Here is a 21,740-nt window from a genome sequence, read left to right as displayed (position 1 = left end):
TCAGCCTCCGAAATCGTCGTTGAAGATGGAATGGCGCTCGACTCCGAAGGAGAGAAGCGTCGAGATCACCGCCGAGATCATCATCGGCGGACCACAGAGGTAATATTCGCATTCGTCCGGCGCAGGGTGCCGTCGCAGGGCATCGGCCACACGTTCGTGGATGAACCCCGTGGGCCCGGTCCAGCGATCACCCGGGGCCGGGTCCGAGAGGGCGGGGGTCCAGGTGAAATTCGGGTGGGCCGCGGCGATCCCGTCGAACTCCTCGGTATAGAACAGGTCGATGGCCGAGCGCGCGCCATAGAAATACTGTATCTTGCGCGTGGTGCCCTTGCCGATCTGCTCGTGGATCATCGCACGGAGCGGTGCCATGCCGACGCCGCCGCCGATAAAGATCATCTCGGCCTCGGTCGGCTGCACCTGGAAATCGCCGAAGGGGCCGGAGATCGCCATGTCGTCGCCGGGCCGCAGCGAGAAGAGATAGGAAGACACGATCCCCGGCGGGATCTGGGCTTCCTTGCCGGCGGGCGGCACCGCCAGGCGGATGTTGAAAACCGCCTTGCCCCGGTCCTCGGGCCGCGAGGCCAGCGAATAGGCGCGCGTCACCGGCGCGGGCGACACCGAGCGCAGATCGCGCCAGCCGGCGTCGTCCCAGCTCTCGGCAAAGGGCCCATCCACCTCGATGTCCCCGAAGTCCAGCCGATAGGCGGGGGCGTTCAGCTGCATGAAGTTGCCGGCGTGAAAGCTGACCTCGCGTCCCTCCGGAAGGTCGAGGACCAGTTCGCGGATCAGCGGCGCCATCATCCGGTTCGACAGCACCTTGGCGGTGATCGTCTCGGCCGAGAGCAGGTCTGCAGGAACCTCGACGTGCACGGGGCCGCGCACGGTGACCTGGCAGGCCAGGCGCATGCCGTCCTTGCGCTCGCGGGCCGAGAGCAGCCCGCGTTCCGAGGCCAGCGCCTCGCCCGCGCCAGGCCCGGTGGCGTTTACCCGGCAGAGCCCGCAGGTGCCCTTGCCGCCGCATCCCGCAGGAATGGCAAAGCCCGCGCCCTGCAGCGACGACAGCAGCGTCTCGCCGTTGCGCACGGCGATTTCGGTGGTTTCGTTCAGCGTGATCGTCGCCTCGCCCTGCGGCAGGAGGCGCGCCCGAGCGAACAGCAATGCCGCGGTCAGGATCAGGATCAGCGCAAGGATGATCAGTGTGCCCAGAGCAATTTCGATCATGGCGCGACCATCTGCGCAAAGGAGGAAAAGCCCAGGGACATCATGCCTGCGAGCATGAAGGTAATGCCCAGACCCCGCAGCCCGGCAGGCAGGTCGGCATAGGCCATCCGGGTGCGGATCGCGGCCAGCATGATCACCGCGAGGGCAAAGCCCGCGCCACTGCCCAGGCCAAAGACCAGGGCCTCGGGAAAGTCATAGCGGCGTTCGACCATGAAGAGGCTGCCCCCAAGGATTGCGCATTGCACCGTCAGCAGCGGCAGAAAGACCCCGAGGCTGGCATGTACCGCCGGCAGGAACCGCTCCAGCAGCATCTCCAGCATCTGCACCGTGCCGGCGATCAGCCCGATGAAGGCGATCAGGTTGAGATAGGAGAGGTCGATCTCGGGCATCCCAGCCCAGGACCAGGCCCCGGGGGCCAGCACGGCGGCATAGATCAGCTGGTTCAGTGGCACCGTGATGCCCATCACCACGATCATGGCCGCGCCGAGCCCGATGGCACTCTCCATTCGCCGCGACAGCGCCAGAAAGGTGCAGAGCCCGAGAAAGAACGTCAGCGGCATGTTCTCGACGAACATCGCTTGGATGAAGAGGGATCCGAGGCCGGTCATGAGCGATGCTCCGCGACCTCTGGCGGAGTCGTCTCGCGCTCCTCGGCCTGGTCGGGCAGGGCGCTGCGCAGCGCCCAGACCAGTCCGCCCAGCAGGAAGAAGGCCGAGGGCGCCAGCCGCATCAGGTTCAGCGGCGTGAACCAGCCTCCGTTCTCGACCAGCGGAAAGACGGTGAACCCGAAGAGCGTGCCGGCGCCGAACAGCTCCCGGATCGCCCCGATCGAGATCAGGACGAGCGAATAGCCGAGGCCATTGCCGAGCGCATCCGCCATCGAGGCCAGCGGCGGGTTGTTTCGGGCAAAGCTCTCTGTCCGGCCCAGCACGATGCAGTTCGTGGTGATCAGCCCGACAAAGACCGAGAGCCGCTGGCTGATGTCGAAGAACCAGGCCTGCAGGATCTGGTCGATCACGATCACCATCGAGGCGACGATGACGATCTGCACGATCAGCCGGATCGAATTGGGGATGTGGCGGCGGATCAGGCTGATCACCAGGGCCGATAGCACCAGCACGGCCGTCAGCGAGGCCGACATGGTGACGGCCGTGTCGAGCGAGGTCGTCACCGCGAGCGCAGAGCAGATGCCGAGGATCTGCACCGTGACGGGGTTGCCCTCGATCAGAGGGCCGGTGACGATCTTGTGGAGGGGCTGCGTGGCCATCAGAACTGTTCCCTCTGAACGGCGTCGATCAGCGGGCCATAGCCGTTCGGGCCAAGCCAGAAGCGGACGATACGGGTCATCGCGTTGCTGGTGCGCGTGGCGCCCGTGATGCCGTCGACCTCGTATTCCGTGCTGGCCGGGCCCTTGGCGACGGTGAACTTCATCTCGCCCTGGTCATCGCGATAGCGCGTGCCGGCCCAGCTCTGCTGCCAGGCAGGTTCCTCGATGCGAGCGCCCAGGCCCGGGGTCTCCGACTGGCTCGTCACCGTCAGCCCGGCGATGGTCTCCATGTCGCCATCCAGCGCCAGCATCGCCTCGATCGTACCGTTGTAGCCTGCGCCGACGACGGGCAGTATCATCAGTTCGATTTCCTCGCCGTCGCGCACCATGTAGACTTGGACATAGTTCGGGCGGTTGCCCAGCCCGGCCAGGTCATCCTCTGGTGGCAGCGCCGTCCAGTTCGCGGTGTCCAGCAGGGCGGTTTCCAGGGTTTCCGGCGTCACGTCGCTTGCCGCATGCCCGGTATCGAGGTCGATCACCACGGTCGAAATGGTGGCGTTCTCGTTCTCCTGCAGCAGTTCGCTCATGCCTGGGATGGCCGCCAGCATGGTTTCCAGCCGCAGCTGGGTTTCCGCCGCGCGGTTGGCCGTCTGGATGGGCCGCAGGATCACCGTGGCGCCGGTGACGAGCAGGGTGCAGATCACCGCCGTCAGAAAGGCCACGGCCAGGGTCTTGGTCCGGCTCTCGTTGGGCAGGGCAAGCAGGCGCTTCCAGGCGTGTACGGGATTGAGATCAGCCATGTCGTCCTTTCCGTCGCCGCAGCCAGAGGGCCAGGGCAATTTCATCGCAGAGCGGTGCCGCGAGCGAGGCGAAGAGTGCCGCCGAAACCACCAGCTGAACCGGTGCCGCGTCCTGCCAGAGGGTCGTGAAGAGGGCGCCCAGCCCGCCGAATATCAGGCCGTTGAGCCAGCGGCCGAGCTGTGTCGAGGCGCTGGTCACCGGATCTGCGACCAGCAGCACCAGCCCGACCGAGAGCGCGGGCAGTACCGGGTAAAGGTCGACGCCGCTCAGCGCCGCGATGCCCAGGGCGAGGCCTGCGCCGAGCAGCAGGCCGGGCGCCATGACGCCGAAGAGCACCCCGAGCGCCATGGTGCCCCAGGCCGCCCAGCCGATCTGCACGGCTAGGTCGGGCCAGGGCGCGGAGGGAAAGCCGAAGCCCATGAAGGCCAGCGTGACCGTTGCGGGGTTCAGGATGTTGCGGCCCCAGCCGCCAAAGGCGAGTTCGGCCACGACCACGCCGAAGCTGACCGAGAGCAGAAGTGCCACCAACCCTAGGTCATGCGGGCTCAGCATGGCCAGTGCCAGCGCCGTGTAGGCGCCTGCGAGCGAGGGCGGCTGGGCCCGCGCCAGCATCCACAGCACGTGCCAAATCCCCGTCACGACGAGGAAAAATGCCAGCCGAGCAAGCGAGGTCGCGCCCTCGGCCAGGCCCCAGGTCGCGGCGAGCGGCAGCGCCGCGATCAGCAGCAGCGCGGCAATCGTCTCGCGATCCCAGATGCCCCGCATCATGCCGTTTCCTCCGTTTCGATCCGTTCCAGCAACACTCGGAACATCTCCGACAGAGAGGGTTCGGCCCCGGTGATGTAATCGGCAAGCGCCAGGTCCTCCGGCAGCAGTGACAGCGCGCCGAACCGCATCGCCGCCTCGCTGTCGCCGGCCGAGATCGCGCGCAGCAAGGGCATGGTCGGGATCTCGCCACCCAGGGCATGGTCAAGCGCCGCCGAGGGGATCAGCGGCAGCGGCCGGGAGGCGCGCCGAAGGGCCGACAGGAACCAATGCCCGCGATCCGCATGATGCGCGGCGGTCATCACGGTGACCTGGCGGTCATTGTCGCGCAGCCAGCGCCCAGGGCGACCGTCAAGCCGCGATCCGGACAGGATCGCGTTCTGTCCCGGTTGCACATGTCCCTGGCAGAGGCCGCGCATGTCCGCCCATGGCTGCGTCCGCAGCAGCAGGGACTCGCGCATCCCGCTGCCCGTCACGGAAACAAGCCGGGTTTCCGGCAGCAGCCCGGTCATCAGGACGGCGCCGAAGGCCGCGACATCCTCAGCCGCGATGTCCCAGACCGGCGCCTCGAGGGTTGCCGGGCAGGCCCGGTGCGCCTGCAGGCCGGCCAGGCCCCATGGATGGACCGGGCGAGATGTCTCGATGCGGATCCGCGCCCCTGCATCCGGCGTCGCCATGGCCGGCCCCATGTCCTGGCAGAGGAAGACGTGTTCGCCGGCGATCCGGGACAGGGCCGACAGTCCGCGCGCAAAGGCCTCCTCCTGTCCCTTGATCGCCTGTCGCGGATCGGGCGCGCCGGGCCGGGTATCCATGCCCATGACAAAGATCGCGCGAGGCGTCGCTTCCGGCGCGGGGATGTGGCCGAAAGGGCGCGACCGGATCGTCCGCCACAGCCCGGTGGCCATCAGCCTTTCGCGCAGGGCCGCCGGATCGCTGCTGTGGAGGGGACCGAAATCGTGCCGGTCGCCATCCGGATCGTGAAAGATCGTCAGGCTGCGTAGCCGCTTGGCGGAATCGATCTGCAGCTCGGCAATGCGGCCGGACATCGGCGCGGTGACGGCCAGCCCGGGTGCGCGGCGGTGATGCATAAGGGGCTGTCCCTGGGCGACGATGTCGCCCTCGGCCACCCGTGCATCGACACGCAGGTCCCTGTCGCCCGAAACGATCAGGCTGGCCTCTGCCGTGATCTGGGTGGTGGGGGCGGCCGACGGCGCGGGCGCCGTAACGGCAATGTTCAATCCCCTTGTCCACAATTGCGACATTCTGTGCCCCCGTATTTCCTTCATACTGGTCCGAAAAGGGGCCCGCAGAAAAGAGGTGTTTGAAATGCAACTTGTAAGGATTGGGACGAGGTGCAACGATCTTGCCATTCGGCCAAGTTTTTAGACAAGAGGTTCCTGGAATGCCAAATCGCTATTTCCATCAGCTCATCATGGCCATTGCCCTCGTAATGGCTGCCGGGATTTTCGGCTTCCTGCTGTCCCCGGCGCCGGCCCATGCACAGGACAATGACGTTCAGGTCGAAACGGTAAATACATTTGTCATGCCGCGCACCGGTCCGTTTTCTCCGAACCTTGTCGAAATTCCGAATGCGCGGGCGATTTCCGCCTGGATCCGCTCCGGCCATGCCGATGCCTCGGGCGAGGCATTCAGCCACTGGGACGAAGACGGCAGCATCCCTCCCGTCTGTTCCACCTGTCACTCCGGTCCCGGTTTCCGCAGCACCCTCGGCCTCGATGGCTCCGAACCCGGCCTGCCGGCCGAGCCGGTGCCCACCGGCAGTGTCGTCGATTGCGGCACCTGCCATGATCCGAACCTGGCCTCGGTGACAGAGATCACTCTGCCATCCGGCGTCGTGCACCCGGTGACCGTTGCCGATGCCGCCTGCACCACCTGCCACCAGGGCCGCGCCTCCGGCGCCTCTGTCGAACAGGCCGTGGCCGGCAAGGATGATGACGCCGCGAATGCGGATCTTTCCTTCGTCAATCCGCATTACGCGCTTGCGGCCGTGACCAACCTCGGCGGCTACGGCAAGGGCGGGTACCAATATCCGGACAAGAGCTATACCGGGCGTTTCCTGCACGCCAAGCCGGTCGGCACCTGCCTGTCCTGTCACGATCCGCACAGCCTGGAGGTCGAGGGCGACACCTGCCTGATGTGCCACCAGACCGGAAATTTCCAGCAGATCCGGATTTCGCGGCAGAGCTATGACGGCAGCGGCGACATGACCAAGGGCATCTATTCCGACGTGCGCACCATGTCCGATCAGCTTTTGAAACTGATTCAGGCCTATGCCTCCGATGTCGTCGGCACGGGTATTGTCTATGATGGTGCACATTACCCTTATTTCTTTGCCGATGCGAATGGCGATGGCCTGGCGGATCAGGCCGACGGCAAGCTCGTCGCCTACAAGAGCTGGAGCCCGCGTTTGCTCAAGGCAGCCTACAATTGGAAATTCGTGAATTCCGACAAGGGGATATATGTGCACAATCCGCATTACGCGATCGAGTTGCTCTATGATTCCTCAGAGGATCTGTCCTCTCCGCTCGGTTTCGATTTCGCCGGTCTCGGCTACGAGCGCTGATCCTGAGCACTTCGGGGGCATTCCGTTCCGCAATGGCGTCTTGAAATGCTCGAATGAAAACAGCCGTCGGATTTCTCGACGGCTGTTTCTCTATTTTTGAATGTGATCAAATACGCAGGCCAGAGAGCCAGGCCGATCTTTCTCAGGCCATGGTCTCCGATAGCCTGCCGAGCGCCTCGGCCTTGCCCACCAGCGCCTCGCTTTCGCTCAGCCCGGCGACAAGGTGCAGGGGCAGTCCGCTCAGCCCGACCTGGGCGCCGGCCAGGGCGCCCGTCAGCACCGCGCGGGCCTGGTTCTGGCCGCCGCCGTTGATCGCATTCAGGACGGCAGCCTCGAAATCATCCGCGAAACGGGCAGCCAGGTAGTAGGCCGCCGGTACCTGGCAATAGATTGCGCAGGGCAGGCCATAGACCTGTGCCGCCTTCCAGGCCGGCTCTATCCTGACCCCTGGATCGCGCGCCGACCGGATCGGCGCCGCCAGGCCCAGCAAGGCATCGGGAGAGGGGAAGTTGCGCCCGAGGGACGCCTCCGTCGATCCCGGCTCCGGCGGTTGCAGCCCCTTCGACGTGACATGGTGAAAGGGCAGGGTGCCATCCCGCACCTGCGCCATCAGCGTGCCGGTGATTCCGTCGTCGAGCGGCTCGCCCCGCACCAGCGCCGACAGAACGCTGGCATAGGCCGTCGTCATGGCCACCACCGTGGTGTCGTTCTGGAACAGCAGCGTGTTGTCGCGACAGGCTTCGGCCGCAGGGCCGGGCCGCGCCGCCAGCAGTGCAGCCAGCACGAAGATCCGCTCCGCCCCTTCGGTGGTATCTGCGATACCCGCGACCTGGCCCCAGGGCAGCCCGCCCTCGACCCGCAAACGCCAGGCTTCGCGCATGGACTGGTTGGTATAGCCGCCGGGGCCGCAAGTGGCCGATCCGTCAAGCAGCGGAAACAGCCGTGTGTCGACTGCGCGGGTAAAGGCGGCCTCGTCATAGCTTCCTTCCTCCAGGATGCTGTCCAGCAGCAGCTCGGCGATGAACCCGATCTGCGAGCGCTCGCCGGCCTTCAGCCCCTCATGATAGCGCCCGGGTTTCGGGGCCACGTATCCGCTTATCCAGGGCCCGTGGTCCGCGTGCATCTGGTCGAGGTCATAGTACCAGTGCGGTCCGACGCCGAGCGCCTCACCGATCAGGCCGCCGAGGACCGCACCGGCGGCGCGGTCGGCAAGGGAAAGAGGTGCGGCGGGCATGGCAGGTCCTTTCAGGAGGGCGATCGGTGATATCATATCAGTTTGGGTAATGTTCCCACTTATGGGAGGGGCTGCAATGGCACCTGGCCCGTCGCGCGGTCCGGCGGCAGGGCCCGCAGACCCGATGCCTGTAATGATCGCAGTCTCCGCCGGCCCACATGGCACACTGGGGACAACCGGACGTTTCTCCGGGGCATATGATTCGTCTCATAGGATAAATTCTCCCCTCTGGCGTGTCCGGGCATCCGGCCTGGGCCGTGGCGTGGTTAACGCCCTCGGCGACGGACAGAAAAATGACCACATGGTTAATACCCGCTGGTCAACTTGCAGGCCCCGCGGGTCATTTTCCAAGGCGTGGGCAAGTGGCTGATACGGCGTTACCTTTTGTGAACCTTTGCCCGAGAAAGCCGCGTGTTCTTGGGGGAGGGAAGAGCCGCAAAGTGCCGGTTCCGACATGTCTTCTGGTGCTTTGGCACTTCAAGGTTGTGGTTACCGGCCGAGAGGACTTCCCGCGTTAATTCTTGCGGACTATCAGCGCAGGTGGCCGCAGCCTCTCCCCGTTCCGGGCACGAAAAATGGGGCGCGCCGTTTTACGCGATTGTCCATTGGTGACCGCCGGGTGCGTCTCCTCGCGAGGGCGGGCACGCCGGACTGGACCAGTGGAACCTGCCGCGACGGGAACACCCGCGCGGCCTCCACAAGGGGTAGAAGCATGACCAGCACGTCCTGCGGCGATGGCCACGACGATCACGATGGTGGCGGGCAGGGCCCGGCGACGCAGCTTGACGGCATTGTCGCCGGCACCGATCAGGCCGACCTGATCGATACCGGCTATCTGGGCGATCCCGAGGGAGACCGCATCGACAACGGCGATGCGGTCCTGAAGGGAGAGGCGCCGGAGGATGATATCGTCACGGCCGGCGCGGGCGATGATACCATCTTCTCCGGCCTGGGGCGGGACGAGATCTACGGCGGCAGCGGTGACGACCTGATCGACAGTGGCGAGGGCAACGACCTCGTCTTCGGCGGCTCCGGCGCCGATGTCATCGCCGGCGGCTCCGGAAGCGACTGGCTCTTCGGTGGCGCGGATCCGGATACCTTCACCGGCATCTCGCCGGGCGATGTGATCTTCGGCGGCTCCACTGGGATCGATCAGGATACACTGAACCTTGCGGGCTCGATCCCGCCGGGCGGCGCCATCCGCATCATCTACGGCCTGAATCCCGAGGACGGGATTATCGAGTTCTACGATTGCAACGGTCACCGCATCGGTTCGGCCTACTTCCACGACATCGAGAAGATCGTGCCCTGCTTCACGCCGGGCACCCTGATCGCCACCCCGCGCGGAGAGGTGCCGGTAGAGGAGCTTCAGGTCGGCGACCGGGTCATCACTCGCGACAACGGGCTGCAGCAGATCCGCTGGATCGGGCACAAGACGCTGACCCGCGGCGCGCTCATGGCGGCGCCGCACATGGCACCGGTGCGGGTGGCGGCCGGGGCGCTCGGGTACGGCCTTCCGGTCAGTGACCTCGTGGTCAGCCCGAACCACCGCATCCTCGTCACCCAGGACCGCGCCGCGCTCTATTTCGATGATCGCGAGGTGCTGGTGATGGCAAAGCACCTGATGGGGCTTCCCGGCGTCTCGCGCGAGACGGCCGAAGAGGCGACCTATATCCATTTCATGTTCGATCAGCACGAGATCGTCCTGTCGAACGGCGCCTGGACCGAGAGCTTTCAGCCGGGCCGTCAGGCAATGGACAGTCTCGATCGGGACACCCGAAATGAATTGCTGGAACTTTTCCCCGAATTGTCCGCAATCGAATTTGTCGAGCGGTTTCCTGCGGCCCGCCGCAGCCTGAAACGGCACGAAGCTGCGGTTCTGATGGGCGCACAGGCGCAGGCTTCCCCCACGTAAGAATTTGTTCGATTTCCGAGCCGGGGTGTGCGTTTGGCGCAGGCCGAGACCCGGAAACGGTATTGGAACCCTATTGCGCGTTTCGGCCCGGGCCAATGGCCAGCCACTGCCGTCATTCCCTGGAAAGCCAAGACGACCAATGGCCTGTCAGGCGGAACACCGCGGGCATGTTTCAGGGTAAGATTAGAACGATGGTTCGCAATTCCGGTTTCGGGCGGTATGGTTTTCGAATCAATCGCTCCGCTCGTCGCGACAGATTCTTGCGCTTGCGGATGGCCCGGCATGTCGTGTGTCGCGAAAAAACGGTCACGCAGTGATATTTCTTACGTCTCGTTTTATGAAAATTGGGGCGTTTGTTTGCGAATTTGTCGGTCGCGCGACACTCCCGCACACTTCTTGTTTACCGCAATTGAAAAAATCTCCGGATTGCGCTTAATAACCCTCAATGGGACACTTGCTGTCCGTGGGTCTGGGACACTCTCGGTCAGCTTTCATTAACTCTGGGCATGGGATCAGCCGAAATATAACGGCGGGCCATGACCCATAAAGGGAAGAAAATGGGTAGAATTTCGACGTACGGTTGCAAGCCGTCCGCCCTGTGGAGCTTTGAAGGAGAGATCCGGTGAGCTCTGGGGATACAATCAATGGTTCAGACAAAAATGACAGCATCGTCGGCACGAACGGCGACGATGTTCTTTACGGTGGCAACAACGGCAACGACACGCTCATCGGCCTGGGCGGCAACGACTCGCTTTACGGCGGCAATGGCAACGACTCGCTGAACGGTGGATCCGGTGACGACAGCCTTGACGGTGGGCAGGGCAGTGACGTGCTCGACGCCGAAGCCGGCGATGATCAACTCTACGGCGGCGACAGCAACGATACGCTCTATGGCGGCTCGGGTGACGACACGCTTGATGGCGGTCAGAGCAATGACAAGCTGTTCGGCGGTGCCGGCAATGACGACCTGACCGGCGGCGATGGTGACGACACCCTGCAGGGCGACGCCGGCAACGACCGGCTGGATGGCGGCAACAGCCGCGATGTCCTCTACGGCGGAAGCGGCGACGATTCCATCTATGGCGGTGAGGGCAACGACACCATCGCGGCGCACAGCGGCAACGACGAGATCTATGGTGGCCGGAGCGGTGACAGTATTTCCGCAGGCAGCGGCGATGACCTCATAGACAGTGGTTCCGGCGACGATTCCGTCGTGGGGGGGCAGGGCGACGACACGATCTATGGCGGCCTGGGCAACGACACGCTGATCGGCGACAGCGGCGACGACGTGATCTATACCGGCGATACCGCCAGCAACAAGAACACCGATACCGTCTATGGTGGCGCCGGCAACGATACCATCTACTCCGGTGGCAATCAGGACCAGCTCTACGGTGGTGAGGGCGACGACCGTTTCGTCATTCAGGCGGACGGGTCGAACTTCAACAACATCACCGTTTACGGCGGCATCAACTCGCACGACAACGACGTGCTCGATCTGTCGGAATACTACGCGATGTATCCCGGCCTTCAGGTGATCTACGAGAGCGGCAGCGAGACCTCGTCGAGCGGCCGGATCCTGCTCAAGACGGCCGATGGCCAGGAACTCGGGCGGATCACCTACTACAATATCGAGAGCATCTCGGCCACGCCGGACCCGCACAATATCCCGATATGCTTTGCCCCCGGCACACTGATCGCGACGATCCGCGGCGAAGTTCCGGTCGAGGAGCTGAAGGCGGGTGACCGGATCATCACCCGCGACAACGGCATGCAGGAGCTGCGCTGGATCGGTCGGCGGACGCTCAGCACCGAAGAGCTGAAGCGGATGCCCCAGATGCAGCCGGTCCGCATTCGCGCCGGTGCCCTGGGCCACGGTCTGCCCCATATCGATCTGGTCATCAGTCCGAACCATCGGATGCTGATCCGCTCGGATCGGGCTGCGGTTCTCTACGAGGAGAGCGAAGTGCTGGTCGCGGCCAAGCACCTTGTGGGCATGCCCGGCGTCGAGCGCGTGAACGACGGTCAGGCAGTGACCTACCTGCACCTGCTCTTCGACCAACACGAGGTGATCCTCGCCAACGGCGCCTGGAGCGAGAGTTTCCAGCCCGGCGATTATTCCCTGCGCGGACTGCACAACGAACAGCGGGCAGAGGTCTTCTTCCTGTTCCCCGAGCTGCAGAACGCCTCGAACCTCAACAGCTATTCTGCGGCTCGGCGCAGCCTGAAGCGCCACGAGGTTCAGGTGCTTGCGGCCGGCGGAAACTTCCTCAACGAGGAGCAGGACGAGAGCGCCACGCGCGCCATGCCTCAGGTGTATCGAGGTCGGTAACCGCGTGGCGCCCGGGCAGGGCGACAAGGCGCATTCGATCCTTGTGAGCGGCGATCACGGCATGGGCCCCGTGGTCGCCGTTCAGCTTTTTCAGCTCGGCGTGGAAGGCGGCCGGAAAGATCACCGGATGCCCCGGGCGCCCCTCGCTGGCGCCGCGCAGGATCGTCTGCATGTCATCCGCCCGCGCGGCAGCGGCCATCGTCCGCAGGTCCGGGGTGGTCAGCTCGGGCATGTCCGTGGGCAGGATCATCACCGCGTCGCAACCGTCGGGCAGGGCCGTCACGCCTGCCCGGATCGAGGCCGCCATCCCCTCCGCGGCATCTTCCACCGGCACGATCTCAACCGTAAGACCCTTCAGCACGCGCTCCCGCTCGCGGCGCCGTGCACCCGTTCCGGGCAACGTCACCAGGACCGGTCCGCACTGCGCGTCCAGGGCGCGTTCCGCCTGCAGCCGAAGCAGCGGAATTCCCTCGATCTCCTCCAGCAGCTTGTCGCGTCCCTCCATTCGGCTGGACCTGCCCGCCGCCAGCAGCAAGCAGGCGATCACGGCTGGCTCACCCGCGCCTGCAGGTCCGCCAGCACATAAAGCCGTATGGCCGACGCCAGGCCGGTCTCAAGTTCGCGCGATGCATCAATTTCGGCTGCCAATGCATTGATTGGTTTGTTTTTTCGGTCTGCTATCTTGCGAAATTCGGCCCAGAAGGCATCCTCCAGGGACACGCTCGTGCGATGCCCTTTCAGGGTCAGCGATCGCTTGACCGGTCGGCCGCTCATGTGTCCGGCGTCTCGTCGTCCGGGCTTCGTCTGTGGCCATCCAGCTCGCGCCGGGCCTTTTCCGCGCGCAGCGCTTCTGCCTCGCGCTCGGCCTTGCTGCGGCCGAACCTGGCGGCATTGGCATCGCCCTTGGCGCGCTTCTCGCTGCGCGCCTTCTGCTTGCGGAACTGGTTCAGGTTGGTGACGTTGCTCATGCGGCAACTGTGCCACCGGCCTCACGCAAGGGCAAGGATCGGCCCGTCGAGCAATGCTTCAATATCGCCGAAATACCCCTGGGATCGTGCCGGCCGCATCGGATCCGAGGTGATCGCCACCGCCAGGCCGGCTTCGGGATGGGCCGCGATGACCTGCCCGCCATAGCCCCGCGCCAGCGCATAGCCCGAAGGCGTCAGGAACCAGCCATAGCCGTAATCGAAGCCCGAGAAGGGCGAGCGGGTCCGGGGCCGCATCGAGGCCCGCATCCAGTCCTCCGGGATCACCTGCCGCCCGTCCCAGCGACCGCCGTCGCGGATCATCTGCGCGATCCGCAACATGGCGCGCGGCGTCAGTGCCATCTCGTTTCCGCCAAGGTAATAGCCCTGCGGGTCGCGGGTCCACGGCGGGATCTCGATGCCAAGTGGGCCGCCCAGGTGGCGCCGGACCTGCGCCAGAAGGCTCTCGCCCGTGGCCTCGGTCAGCGCCGCGCCAAGGACATGGGTCGAGCCGGTGGAATAGAGCATCCGCCCGCCGGGCTCGGCCTCCATGGGCCGCGACAGCGCGTTCGAGACCCAGTTGCCAGAGGCCGCCCAGCCGCTGTAATTCGCGCCCGATGTCCGCTCCAGGCCAGCGCGCAGCGTCACCAGGTCTTCCATGCTGATGCCCGCCACCGCCGGGTCGGCCGCCGCCGGGATCAGCCCCGGCGCCACGGCATCCAGCCGCGCGTCGACATCCGCTATGGCCCCCTCTGCAATGGCACAGCCCAGCATCAGCGCCACGATGCTCTTGGAGCAGCTCTTGATATTGCTCAGCCCGTCGAGGCCCGGCCCGCGATAGGCCCGCGCAAACACGAGCGTGTCCCCGCGCATCACCTGCACGGAGTGCAGCTGGTCGAACTGCCCGGCCTCGTCGAGGTCGGAAACCCCCGCGGCCGCGGGCCGGACAAGGGGCAGGGCCAGCGCTCCGGCACAGAGGATACGTCTTGTCAGCATGGCTCCATCCTGCCGCGGGCAGGCCGACCGGGCAAATGTCGCCCGCTCACGTTCCCGTCAGATGCGAAAGGGGCGGCTCCTCGCGGAACCGCCCCTTCATCTTTCCATAAATACTCGAATGATCCGCGCGGGATCAGTCCTTCGGGCCGATCATCTGCTCGGGGCGCACGACGGCGTCAAAGGTTGCCTCGTCGACGAAGCCGAGCGCGATGGCCTCTTCCTTCAGCGTGGTACCGTTCTTGTGCGCAGTCTTGGCGACCTTGGTGGCGTTGTCATAGCCGATGGTCGGCGCCAGCGCGGTCACCAGCATCAGGCTCTCGTGCAGCAGCTTCTCGATGCGCGGCTCGTTGGCCTGGATGCCGGCAACCATGTTGTCGGTGAAGGCTCCGGCGCTGTCGCCCAGCAGCTGCATGGACTGCAGCACGTTGTAGGACATCATCGGGTTGTAGACGTTCAGCTCGAAGTGGCCCTGCGAGCCGGCAAAGCCGATGGCGGCATCGTTGCCCATCACATGGGCGCAGACCATGGTCAGCGCTTCGGCCTGCGTCGGGTTCACCTTGCCCGGCATGATCGAGGAACCCGGCTCGTTTTCCGGCAGGATCAGCTCGCCCAGGCCGCAGCGCGGGCCCGAGCCCAGCAGGCGGATGTCGTTGGCGATCTTGAAGAGCGAGGCCGCAACCGTCTTCAGCGTGCCCGAGAACTGCACCATGGCGTCATGGGCAGCCAGCGCCTCGAACTTGTTCGGCGCGGTGACGAAGGGCAGGTTGGTGATCTCGGCCATGTTGCCGGCGACCATCTCGGCCCAGCCCTTCTTTGTGTTCAGCCCGGTACCCACGGCGGTACCACCCTGTGCCAGCTCGTAGATGTCGTGCAGGCTGGTCTCGACGCGCTCGATGGCCTTGGTCACCTGGTGCGCATAGCCCGAGAATTCCTGGCCCAGCGTCAGCGGCGTTGCATCCTGGGTATGGGTGCGGCCGATCTTGATGATGTCCTTGAATTCTTCCGACTTGGCGGCCAGCGCCGCCTGCAGCTTCTTCAAGCCCGGCAGCAGAACGTCACGCGCCTGCATGGCGATGCCCACGTGCATCGCGGTGGGGAAGGTGTCGTTCGACGACTGGCCCATGTTGCAGTGGTCGTTGGGGTGCACGGGCTTCTTGCTGCCCATCTCGCCGCCCAGCATCTCGATGGCGCGGTTCGAGATCACTTCGTTGGCGTTCATGTTCGACTGGGTGCCCGAACCGGTCTGCCAGACGACGAGGGGGAAGTTGTCGTCGAACTTGCCGTCGATCACTTCGGTCGCGGCCGCGATGATCGCGTCGGCGATCTCGGCGTCCATGTTGCCCAGTTCCTTGTTGGCCATGGCACAGGCCTTCTTGATCACGCCGAGCGCGCGAATGATCGGGACCGGCTGCTTTTCCCACCCGATGGGGAAGTTCATGATCGACCGCTGGGTCTGTGCGCCCCAATACTTGTCGGAAGGGACTTCCAGCGGGCCAAAGCTGTCGGTTTCGGTACGGGTATCAGTCATGTCTGCTCTCCACGTGGATGCTCGGCTCGGGTTTAACGCTTCGCAGGGGCATTTCAATGCTTTTGCCGCTAACATTCTCGGAACTCAGCGCTTTCCGGCTGTTTGTGATCACAAGAAACCGCCGCAACGCCCGAGAGGCGGATGTCTCTTGATTCGCGGGCCCGAATTTCGGGCAACTTCCACAGGGGCGATGTCATGGCGGCGCGCCACGCAGCGGGGCACGGCGCGCGGCTCCGCGTCGCGACCGCTGGCAAGGCGCCACGAGGAGGGTTTCGAACCAAACGTGATCACATGAAAAAGCCGCCCCAAGGGCGGCTCTCTCGTTGTCTCTGAAACACGCGCGGGGAAACACGCGCGGGCGCCTACTTGCGGAAGCTGTCGAGCCGGACGACCTCGGCATCCTTGGCCGGGCGCTCCTCGTTCCCGCTCTCGCCGCTGTCCTTCTTGCTGCGGTCGCGCAGCGGGCGAGGGGGCTCGGGCGGGGTGGGATCTTCATCCTCGTCCTCGTCGTCCTCCAGGTCGCTCACCTGGGTCTCGAAGCGCAGGCCGAATTCCACCGAGGGGTCGACGAAGGTCTGGATCGCATCAAAGGGAATGAACATCCGTTCCGGTGCGTCGCCAAAGTTCAGGGTTACGCCGAACCCCTCGTCCGAGACCTCCAGGTCATCGAACCAGTGCTGCATAACCACCGTCATCTCCTCCGGATAGCGTTCCTTCAGCCAGTCGGCCAGTTCCGCATCGGGGTGGGTGGTGTCGAAGGTGATGAAGAAGTGGTGGGCACCGGGCAGGCCGTTCTCGGCCACATCCGTCAGAACCTCCTGGATGAGGCTGCGCATGGCGCGGTGCATGAGATTGCCGTAGTCGATGGTGCGTGGCATGGGCTCTTCCGTGTCTTTCGGCTGAGCATAGGGGATTCGATCCAAAACGGAAGGTCACCTGCGCAAATTCTGGCGCAAGGGTGATGCGGCCTTTCCTGCAAGGGCGTGCGCGCCGTGATGGCTTCAGCGCAGCACCATTCCGCTCAACAGGCCAAGCGCCGCCATCACCGCAATGGCGGGCAACAGGCCCATCTTCAGCCGGAAAACCAACCCCAGCGCCACCAGCACCAGGCCCGTCGCCAGCGGCTGGAAGCTCTGCAGATGCGGCACCGGCAGGGGGCCCGCCATGGTCACCACGTCGAAAAGGACATGCAGCGTGAACCAGATGGCCAGGCTGGCAATCACCCCCACGACTGCAGCGGTGATTGCAGAGAGCGCGGCGGACAGGCGCGGCTGCCGCAGCAGGTGCTCGACATGCGGGGCAAGGGCGAAGATGAACAGGAAGCAGGGCACGAAGGTGACCCAGAGCACCAGACCGCCTGCTGCCAGCCCATAGACCGGCCCGCCGCGCAGCGCCGCCGCCACCGTGCCCACGAATTGCGTCACCAGGATCAGCGGCCCCGGCGTCGTTTCGGCCAGGCCGAGCGCATCCATCATTTGCTGCGCGGTCAGCCAGCCATGCACCTGCACCACCGTCTGGGTCATCCAGGCCAGCAGGGCATAGGCGCCGCCAAAGCTGATCACCGCCAGCCGGGCAAAGAACAGTGACAGCTCGGTCAGGAACCGGTCGCCCATCAGCCAGACGCCTGCCACCGGCAACAGCCACAGCAGCAGCCAGCCCGCGATCACGGCGAGCGTGCGCCTCACCGGCGGCGCGGGCCTCGTTGCCGGTCGGTCCGCAGGGATGCGGCCATGGCCGCGCCAGCCGCCCCAGAGCGCCGCCGCCGCGATGATCAGAGGAAAGGGCACCCCCAGAAGGAAGATCGCCGCAAAGGAGGCCAGCGCCAGCAGATGCGCCTCGCGCGTGTCCAGCGCCCGGCCCGACAGCCGGATCATCGCCTGGATCACCACCGCGATCACCATTGCCTGGATGCCCAGGAAGGCCGCCTGCACCAGGGGCACCGCGCCCCATTCGACATAGAGCAGCGCCAGCGCCGCGATCACCAGCGCCCCCGGCAGCACGAAGAGCAGCCCGGCCAGAAGCCCGCCGGCCGTGCCGCGTTTGAGCCAGCCGGAATAGGTCGCCAGCTGCATCGCCTCGGGCCCCGGCAGCAGCATGCAGAAGCTCAGCGCGCCCAGGAAGCTCTGCTCGCTCAGCCAGCGCCGCCGCTCCACCAGCTCCTCGTGCATCACCGAGATCTGCGCGGCCGGTCCGCCAAAGCTGATCAGGCCGATCCGCCCGAAGGCGCTCAGCATCTCGCGCCAGCGTGGCGGCATCTCGATATGGTCGTCGCCCTGCATGCCTTGTCCCGGCACGTCAGTCTCGGCGGGCGGGACGGGGAGGGTCATGGGGGCCTCGGCTCGCTGCTCGCGGTCACCTGATCCGCTCGCGCCTGCGTGGTCAAGCCCCGATGCCGCCGTATCCCCCGAGCCGCGCCCGGGGGCGAAGGAAGCAGCGGTCTTCCGCCAGCAGGCTGTGCGCCGGCGGCGCAAGGACAGGGCCTCGCGGCCGCGGCGGCTGCAAGCCTCTTTCCACCGGCCACCCGTCCCGCGCCTGGCCTCAGGGCAGCGGATCGGTCCGGTAGAGCGTGATGCGCAGCCCGCCATGGGCGACCGGCGCGGCGGTCGGCAGAAACGGCAGCTTCGTTGCCCGCGCCAGCTGCGCATCCGAGGTCACGATGCCCACGCGCCAGCCCTGGAACCGCTCGCTCAGCACCCGGCCCAGCGTGCCGTAGAGGCTGAAGAGCTGCCGCTTGTCGCCGATCCGCGCGCCATAGGGCGGGTTCACGATCACCAGGCCCGGCGGGCCGTCAGGGCGCTGCAGCTCGGCCACGCCGTGATGCCCGATCGTGATCGCGGCGCCCAGGCCCGCGGCCTCTGCATTGCGCCGCGCGGCCTCCACGGCGCCGGCATCGCGGTCCGATCCGTAGAGCCCGGGCTGGGGGCTGACAGGGGCCGGCGCCTCGCCGCGGATGCGGGCATAAACCTCGGGGTTGAAGGTCGAAAGGCTCTCGAAGGCAAAATGCCGGTCGCGCCCGGGCCAGAGCCCCGCCGCGATCTCTCCCGCCTCGAGCAGGAAGGTGCCGGAGCCGCACATCGGGTCCACCACGGGCTCCACACCCGTATAGCCGCATTGGCGCAGGAACAGCGCGGCAAGGGTCTCGCGCATCGGCGCCTTGCCGACCGCGGCCTTGTGGCCGCGCTTGTGCAGGCTCTCGCCACTGGTGTCGACGCTGAACTGCACGCGGTTGTTGGCCTCGATCCGGACCTTCAGCGCCACCTCGGCCTCGGGGTCGATGCGGGCGCCGAAGCTTTCGCTCAGCGCGGTCTCGATCCGTTGCTGGGCAGCGCCGGCGTGATAGATCTTTGCCTTGCGCGCGGCGATCACCTCGACCCGTACCGGCACATCGGCACGCAGCACCGCGCCCCAGTGGAAAGCCCGCGCCTTCTTGTCCAGCTGCGACAGGTGCACGGCGGAAAAGCCGCCGATCCGCGCCAGCACGCGGCCCGCGCCGCGCAGCATCAGGTTGGCCCGCCAGACGGTCGTCCAGTGGCCCAGGAACTGCACGCCGCCCGGCAGGGCCTCCGCATGGGAGAACCCGGCCGCCACGGCCTCGTCCCGCAGGGCCTCTTCAAGCCCCGGGGCGGATTGCAGGAATATCTCGAAAGGTGCGCTCATCGGGCAGCAGATACAGCGAAACCACCGCCGCGGCGAGAGGCATCTCGCGCTTTCCCGTCTCATTTTCCTGTCGGAAATATCCCGGGGGATGAACGGGCCCCGGTACCTGTCAAAGGAGAGGCGAACGCCCCATGCCACGTCAAAGGCCGTCGCCGCCAGTCGGCGTCGCGCATCAGATCGGGCAGGAATGGGAAGTGCAGGTTTCTGTTGCCAGGTACCTGCGAACCCCGCCTTACACTGCTAGGCGCAAGGACTTAGATTTCGATAGATCGAACCGCTTACGCGGCCAGAGCCATCGGAGCACGATTGTTGTTGGCAATTGTACTTTTTTCGCCGGTAACGGTGGCAGACAGCCGAGACAAAGCAAAACCCCTTTAGACGTTCGTCGATCCTATTTCGGCCCCATGATCCCCCAACAAGGGATGTTTGGTGGAGCCGCCGGGTACCGCCCCCGGGTCCGAGCCGCTTATTACGAGCGCGTTTATGTCCATAGTCCCCGAAGGGACAGGGCAGATATAGTCCGGACGGCGGGGCATTTAAAGGGGGGAAATGTCATCGATCCGACCGGTTTCGCGGGCAGGGGCCTGCCTGCCGGTTCCGGAACGGCCGGTGGCCTGGCCGCGCGCCTGCGGCGGGCGGGGCAAGGGGGCGCTGCCCCCTCCCGGCCTGCGGCCGGTTCACCCCCGGCCGTATTTTCGGAAAGGCGAAAGCGCAGTCAGCTCTCTTCCAGCACCCAGGCGGTGGCCTCGGCCAGCGTCGCGGTGGCAAAGACCTCTACCGGCATCGGCAGCAGCCAGGACAACCCGTGGATCATCCCGCCCAGCGTGGTGCTGTCGGTGACCACGGCCACGCGGCTGATGTCACGCATGTGGGTCAGGCCCAGCTTGGCGTCGCGCCACATGGCCCCGGTGGAAAATCCGGTGAAGGCAGGCCCCAGCACGTAGAGCATCTTCACCGGGCCGCCTGCCTCGGCCAGCGCGGCGTCGAGCGCGGGCATCAGGGTTGCCGCATAGTCCTTGCCTGTGACATCGCCGCTGGCCGTGGCGGTCAGCAGCCGGGTGGTGGGGTCGAAATCGGTGGTGATCATGGCACTCTCCCGCGCTCTCGGGGATCATCCTGACACGATCCGCCGGCGGCACAACGAAAAAGGGCAGCGCGCGGCGCTGCCCTGTCGTCATTCGGTGCCCGGAGCGTCGTATCAGTCGGCCAGTTTCACCAGCGCATGGCGCTTCTTGCCGGCCGAGAGCTTGACCGGCGAGGCGAGCGCCGCGGCATCCAGCATCAGGCCGGCATCCGTCAGCGGTGCATCGTCGATGCGCGCGCCGTTGTCCGAGATCAGCCGCTTGGCCTCCTTGCCGGTCTTGGCAAGCCCCGAGCGCACGATCAGCTGCACGATCGAGATCCCGTCGCCCAGCTCCTCGGCGCTCAGCTCCAGCGTGGGCAGGTCGTCGCCCATGCCGCCCTTCTCGAAGACCTCGCGCGCGGTCGCCTCGGCGGCGGCGGCGGCCTCGGCGCCGTGCAGCAGCCCCGTCACCTCGTTGGCCAGGATCACCTTGGCGGCGTTGATCTCGGAGCCGCCGAGGGCGCCCAGGCGGTCGCATTCCTCCACCGGCAGCTCGGTATAGAGCTTCAGGAAACGGCCCACGTCGGCGTCGGTGGTGTTGCGCCAGAACTGCCAGAACTCGTAGGAGGACAGCATCTCGCCGTTCAGCCAGGTCGCGCCATTGGCCGACTTGCCCATCTTGCGGCCGTCGCTGGTGGTCAGCAGCGGCGTGGTCAGGCCATAGATTTCCTTGTCGATCACCCGGCGGGTCAGGTCGATGCCGTTGACGATATTGCCCCACTGGTCCGACCCGCCCATCTGCACCAGGCAGCCGTAGCGGCGGTTCAGCTCCAGAAAGTCATAGGCCTGAAGGATCATGTAGTTGAACTCGAGGAACGAGAGCGACTGCTCGCGGTCCAGTCGCGATTTCACCGATTCAAACGACAGCATGCGGTTCACGCTGAAATGCCGGCCGATGTCGCGCAGGAATTCCAGGTAGTTCAGCCCGTCCAGCCATTCCGCGTTGTTCAGCATCAGCGCGCCGGTGTCGCTCTCGCCGTAGTCGAGGTAGCGGGCAAAGACGCGGCCCATGCCGTCGATGTTGGCGTCGATGGCCTCGGCGCTCAGCAGGGGGCGCTCGTCGCTGCGGAAGGAGGGATCGCCAACCTTGGTGGTGCCGCCGCCCATCAGCGTGATCGGCTTGCCGCCCAGCTTCTGGAACCAGCGCAGCAGCATGATGTTCATCAGGTGGCCGACGTGCAGCGAGGCCGCCGTGGCATCATAACCGATATAGCCGGGCACAACCCCCTTCAGCAGCGCCTCGTCGAGGCCCTGATAATCCGTGCAGTCGGCGACAAAGCCGCGTGCCTGGACGGTCGCGAGAAATTCCGACTTGGGGGTATATGTCATGGCTCTTGTCCCTGAGTAGGTTG

At 65.7% G+C, this 21,740-nt stretch carries 20 protein-coding genes and 1 other RNA gene; 3 read left to right on the top strand and 18 right to left on the bottom strand.

Translation table 11 applies throughout. The features are described from left to right. The 6 genes from nqrF to AC0WR5_RS11185 are packed head-to-tail and all read right to left on the bottom strand — an operon-like array spanning position 1 to position 5,292. A complete protein-coding gene (nqrF, locus tag AC0WR5_RS11210; protein WP_475863168.1) occupies positions 1 to 1,221 on the bottom strand; it encodes an NADH:ubiquinone reductase (Na(+)-transporting) subunit F in 1,221 nt (406 codons plus the stop codon). Continuing rightward, positions 1,218 to 1,829 carry an NADH:ubiquinone reductase (Na(+)-transporting) subunit E gene (nqrE, locus tag AC0WR5_RS11205; RefSeq protein ID WP_475863166.1) on the bottom strand — a complete coding sequence of 204 codons (612 nt, stop codon included), beginning with the start codon at positions 1,827 to 1,829 and terminating at the stop codon, positions 1,218 to 1,220. The genes nqrF and nqrE overlap by 4 nt, the downstream gene beginning before the upstream one ends. After that, the gene (locus tag AC0WR5_RS11200) at positions 1,826 to 2,488 is read right to left on the bottom strand and encodes an NADH:ubiquinone reductase (Na(+)-transporting) subunit D (RefSeq protein ID WP_475863164.1); all 663 of its coding nucleotides are present in this window, start codon (positions 2,486 to 2,488) and stop codon (positions 1,826 to 1,828) included. The genes nqrE and AC0WR5_RS11200 overlap by 4 nt, the downstream gene beginning before the upstream one ends. Further along, positions 2,488 to 3,288, bottom strand: a complete 801-nt coding sequence (gene nqrC / locus AC0WR5_RS11195; RefSeq protein WP_475863162.1) for an NADH:ubiquinone reductase (Na(+)-transporting) subunit C — start codon at positions 3,286 to 3,288, stop codon at positions 2,488 to 2,490. Before nqrC ends, AC0WR5_RS11200 begins: the two co-directional genes overlap by 1 nt. Continuing rightward, positions 3,281 to 4,057 carry an RnfABCDGE type electron transport complex subunit D gene (locus AC0WR5_RS11190; protein ID WP_475863160.1) on the bottom strand — a complete coding sequence of 259 codons (777 nt, stop codon included), beginning with the start codon at positions 4,055 to 4,057 and terminating at the stop codon, positions 3,281 to 3,283. The genes nqrC and AC0WR5_RS11190 overlap by 8 nt, the downstream gene beginning before the upstream one ends. Beyond that, positions 4,054 to 5,292, bottom strand: coding sequence for a Na(+)-translocating NADH-quinone reductase subunit A (locus tag AC0WR5_RS11185; RefSeq protein WP_475863158.1), 1,239 nt, complete (start codon positions 5,290 to 5,292; stop codon positions 4,054 to 4,056). The genes AC0WR5_RS11190 and AC0WR5_RS11185 overlap by 4 nt, the downstream gene beginning before the upstream one ends. A 164-nt stretch (positions 5,293 to 5,456) precedes the next feature. Between AC0WR5_RS11185 and AC0WR5_RS11180 the strand changes: the two genes are divergently transcribed. After that, complete coding sequence (locus AC0WR5_RS11180; protein ID WP_475863157.1) at positions 5,457 to 6,638, top strand: cytochrome c3 family protein; 1,182 nt, start codon at positions 5,457 to 5,459, stop codon at positions 6,636 to 6,638. 142 nt (positions 6,639 to 6,780) lie between these two features. On the opposite strand, the gene AC0WR5_RS11175 is transcribed toward AC0WR5_RS11180, so the two are convergent. Next, positions 6,781 to 7,872: an ADP-ribosylglycohydrolase family protein gene (locus AC0WR5_RS11175; RefSeq protein WP_475863155.1), complete on the bottom strand. Its 1,092-nt coding sequence runs from the start codon at positions 7,870 to 7,872 to the stop codon at positions 6,781 to 6,783. Positions 7,873 to 8,584: 712 nt separating this feature from the next. On the opposite strand from AC0WR5_RS11175, the gene AC0WR5_RS11170 reads away from it, so the two are divergent. Continuing rightward, a complete protein-coding gene (locus AC0WR5_RS11170) occupies positions 8,585 to 9,787 on the top strand; it encodes a Hint domain-containing protein (protein WP_475863153.1) in 1,203 nt (400 codons plus the stop codon). Between the two features lie 622 nt (positions 9,788 to 10,409). After that, positions 10,410 to 12,119 (top strand): Hint domain-containing protein, encoded by a 1,710-nt coding sequence (locus AC0WR5_RS11165; protein WP_475863151.1) that lies wholly within the window; start codon positions 10,410 to 10,412, stop codon positions 12,117 to 12,119. Here the strand turns inward: AC0WR5_RS11165 and AC0WR5_RS11160 are convergent. The 11 genes from AC0WR5_RS11160 to tyrS all read right to left on the bottom strand — a co-directional run bounded on the left by AC0WR5_RS11160 (position 12,058) and on the right by tyrS (position 21,717). Continuing rightward, a complete protein-coding gene (locus tag AC0WR5_RS11160) occupies positions 12,058 to 12,666 on the bottom strand; it encodes a nucleotidyltransferase family protein (protein WP_475863149.1) in 609 nt (202 codons plus the stop codon). The two genes, AC0WR5_RS11165 and AC0WR5_RS11160, sit on opposite strands and share 62 nt — an antisense overlap. After that, entirely contained in the window at positions 12,663 to 12,893 is a 231-nt protein-coding gene (locus AC0WR5_RS11155; RefSeq protein WP_475863147.1) for a ribbon-helix-helix domain-containing protein, read from the bottom strand. The genes AC0WR5_RS11160 and AC0WR5_RS11155 overlap by 4 nt, the downstream gene beginning before the upstream one ends. Further along, positions 12,890 to 13,087: a DUF4169 family protein gene (locus AC0WR5_RS11150; RefSeq protein WP_475863145.1), complete on the bottom strand. Its 198-nt coding sequence runs from the start codon at positions 13,085 to 13,087 to the stop codon at positions 12,890 to 12,892. The genes AC0WR5_RS11155 and AC0WR5_RS11150 overlap by 4 nt, the downstream gene beginning before the upstream one ends. 21 nt (positions 13,088 to 13,108) lie before the next feature. Then, positions 13,109 to 14,080 carry a serine hydrolase domain-containing protein gene (locus tag AC0WR5_RS11145; RefSeq protein ID WP_475863143.1) on the bottom strand — a complete coding sequence of 324 codons (972 nt, stop codon included), beginning with the start codon at positions 14,078 to 14,080 and terminating at the stop codon, positions 13,109 to 13,111. 133 nt (positions 14,081 to 14,213) lie between these two features. Next, positions 14,214 to 15,608, bottom strand: a complete 1,395-nt coding sequence (fumC, locus tag AC0WR5_RS11140; protein WP_475863141.1) for a class II fumarate hydratase — start codon at positions 15,606 to 15,608, stop codon at positions 14,214 to 14,216. Positions 15,609 to 15,970: 362 nt separating this feature from the next. After that, positions 15,971 to 16,486 (bottom strand): SspB family protein, encoded by a 516-nt coding sequence (locus tag AC0WR5_RS11135; RefSeq protein ID WP_475863140.1) that lies wholly within the window; start codon positions 16,484 to 16,486, stop codon positions 15,971 to 15,973. Between the two features lie 123 nt (positions 16,487 to 16,609). Next, positions 16,610 to 17,863: a chromate efflux transporter gene (chrA, locus tag AC0WR5_RS11130; RefSeq protein ID WP_475868977.1), complete on the bottom strand. Its 1,254-nt coding sequence runs from the start codon at positions 17,861 to 17,863 to the stop codon at positions 16,610 to 16,612. Between the two features lie 283 nt (positions 17,864 to 18,146). Continuing rightward, positions 18,147 to 19,265 carry a THUMP domain-containing class I SAM-dependent RNA methyltransferase gene (locus tag AC0WR5_RS11125; RefSeq protein ID WP_475863139.1) on the bottom strand — a complete coding sequence of 373 codons (1,119 nt, stop codon included), beginning with the start codon at positions 19,263 to 19,265 and terminating at the stop codon, positions 18,147 to 18,149. Positions 19,266 to 19,458: 193 nt separating this feature from the next. Further along, positions 19,459 to 19,810, bottom strand: a transfer-messenger RNA (tmRNA) gene (gene ssrA / locus AC0WR5_RS11120). 170 nt (positions 19,811 to 19,980) lie between these two features. Beyond that, positions 19,981 to 20,352: a SpoIIAA family protein gene (locus tag AC0WR5_RS11115; protein ID WP_475863137.1), complete on the bottom strand. Its 372-nt coding sequence runs from the start codon at positions 20,350 to 20,352 to the stop codon at positions 19,981 to 19,983. Between the two features lie 111 nt (positions 20,353 to 20,463). Continuing rightward, on the bottom strand, positions 20,464 to 21,717 hold the full coding sequence (tyrS, locus tag AC0WR5_RS11110; RefSeq protein WP_475863135.1) for a tyrosine--tRNA ligase: 1,254 nt from the start codon (positions 21,715 to 21,717) through the stop codon (positions 20,464 to 20,466). Positions 21,718 to 21,740: the final 23 nt, after the last annotated feature.

This window comes from Pseudooceanicola sp. DL12, from assembly GCF_056270665.1.
This window is presented reverse-complemented; position numbering and strand designations above follow the sequence as displayed.

What these genes read in the sequence shown, in the direction of transcription:
- nqrE (WP_475863166.1), bottom strand. Translation starts at nt 1,829, where the DNA reads ATGACCGGCCTCGGATCCCTCTTCATCCAAGCGATGTTCGTCGAGAAC.
- AC0WR5_RS11155 (WP_475863147.1), bottom strand. Translation starts at nt 12,893, where the DNA reads ATGAGCGGCCGACCGGTCAAGCGATCGCTGACCCTGAAAGGGCATCGC.
- AC0WR5_RS11170 (WP_475863153.1), top strand. Translation starts at nt 8,585, where the DNA reads ATGACCAGCACGTCCTGCGGCGATGGCCACGACGATCACGATGGTGGC.
- AC0WR5_RS11145 (WP_475863143.1), bottom strand. Translation starts at nt 14,080, where the DNA reads ATGCTGACAAGACGTATCCTCTGTGCCGGAGCGCTGGCCCTGCCCCTT.
- AC0WR5_RS11150 (WP_475863145.1), bottom strand. Translation starts at nt 13,087, where the DNA reads ATGAGCAACGTCACCAACCTGAACCAGTTCCGCAAGCAGAAGGCGCGC.
- AC0WR5_RS11190 (WP_475863160.1), bottom strand. Translation starts at nt 4,057, where the DNA reads ATGATGCGGGGCATCTGGGATCGCGAGACGATTGCCGCGCTGCTGCTG.
- fumC (WP_475863141.1), bottom strand. Translation starts at nt 15,608, where the DNA reads ATGACTGATACCCGTACCGAAACCGACAGCTTTGGCCCGCTGGAAGTC.
- AC0WR5_RS11135 (WP_475863140.1), bottom strand. Translation starts at nt 16,486, where the DNA reads ATGCCACGCACCATCGACTACGGCAATCTCATGCACCGCGCCATGCGC.
- AC0WR5_RS11125 (WP_475863139.1), bottom strand. Translation starts at nt 19,265, where the DNA reads ATGAGCGCACCTTTCGAGATATTCCTGCAATCCGCCCCGGGGCTTGAA.
- nqrC (WP_475863162.1), bottom strand. Translation starts at nt 3,288, where the DNA reads ATGGCTGATCTCAATCCCGTACACGCCTGGAAGCGCCTGCTTGCCCTG.
- chrA (WP_475868977.1), bottom strand. Translation starts at nt 17,863, where the DNA reads ATGCCGCCACGCTGGCGCGAGATGCTGAGCGCCTTCGGGCGGATCGGC.
- nqrF (WP_475863168.1), bottom strand. Translation starts at nt 1,221, where the DNA reads ATGATCGAAATTGCTCTGGGCACACTGATCATCCTTGCGCTGATCCTG.
- AC0WR5_RS11200 (WP_475863164.1), bottom strand. Translation starts at nt 2,488, where the DNA reads ATGGCCACGCAGCCCCTCCACAAGATCGTCACCGGCCCTCTGATCGAG.
- AC0WR5_RS11115 (WP_475863137.1), bottom strand. Translation starts at nt 20,352, where the DNA reads ATGATCACCACCGATTTCGACCCCACCACCCGGCTGCTGACCGCCACG.
- AC0WR5_RS11180 (WP_475863157.1), top strand. Translation starts at nt 5,457, where the DNA reads ATGCCAAATCGCTATTTCCATCAGCTCATCATGGCCATTGCCCTCGTA.
- tyrS (WP_475863135.1), bottom strand. Translation starts at nt 21,717, where the DNA reads ATGACATATACCCCCAAGTCGGAATTTCTCGCGACCGTCCAGGCACGC.
- AC0WR5_RS11175 (WP_475863155.1), bottom strand. Translation starts at nt 7,872, where the DNA reads ATGCCCGCCGCACCTCTTTCCCTTGCCGACCGCGCCGCCGGTGCGGTC.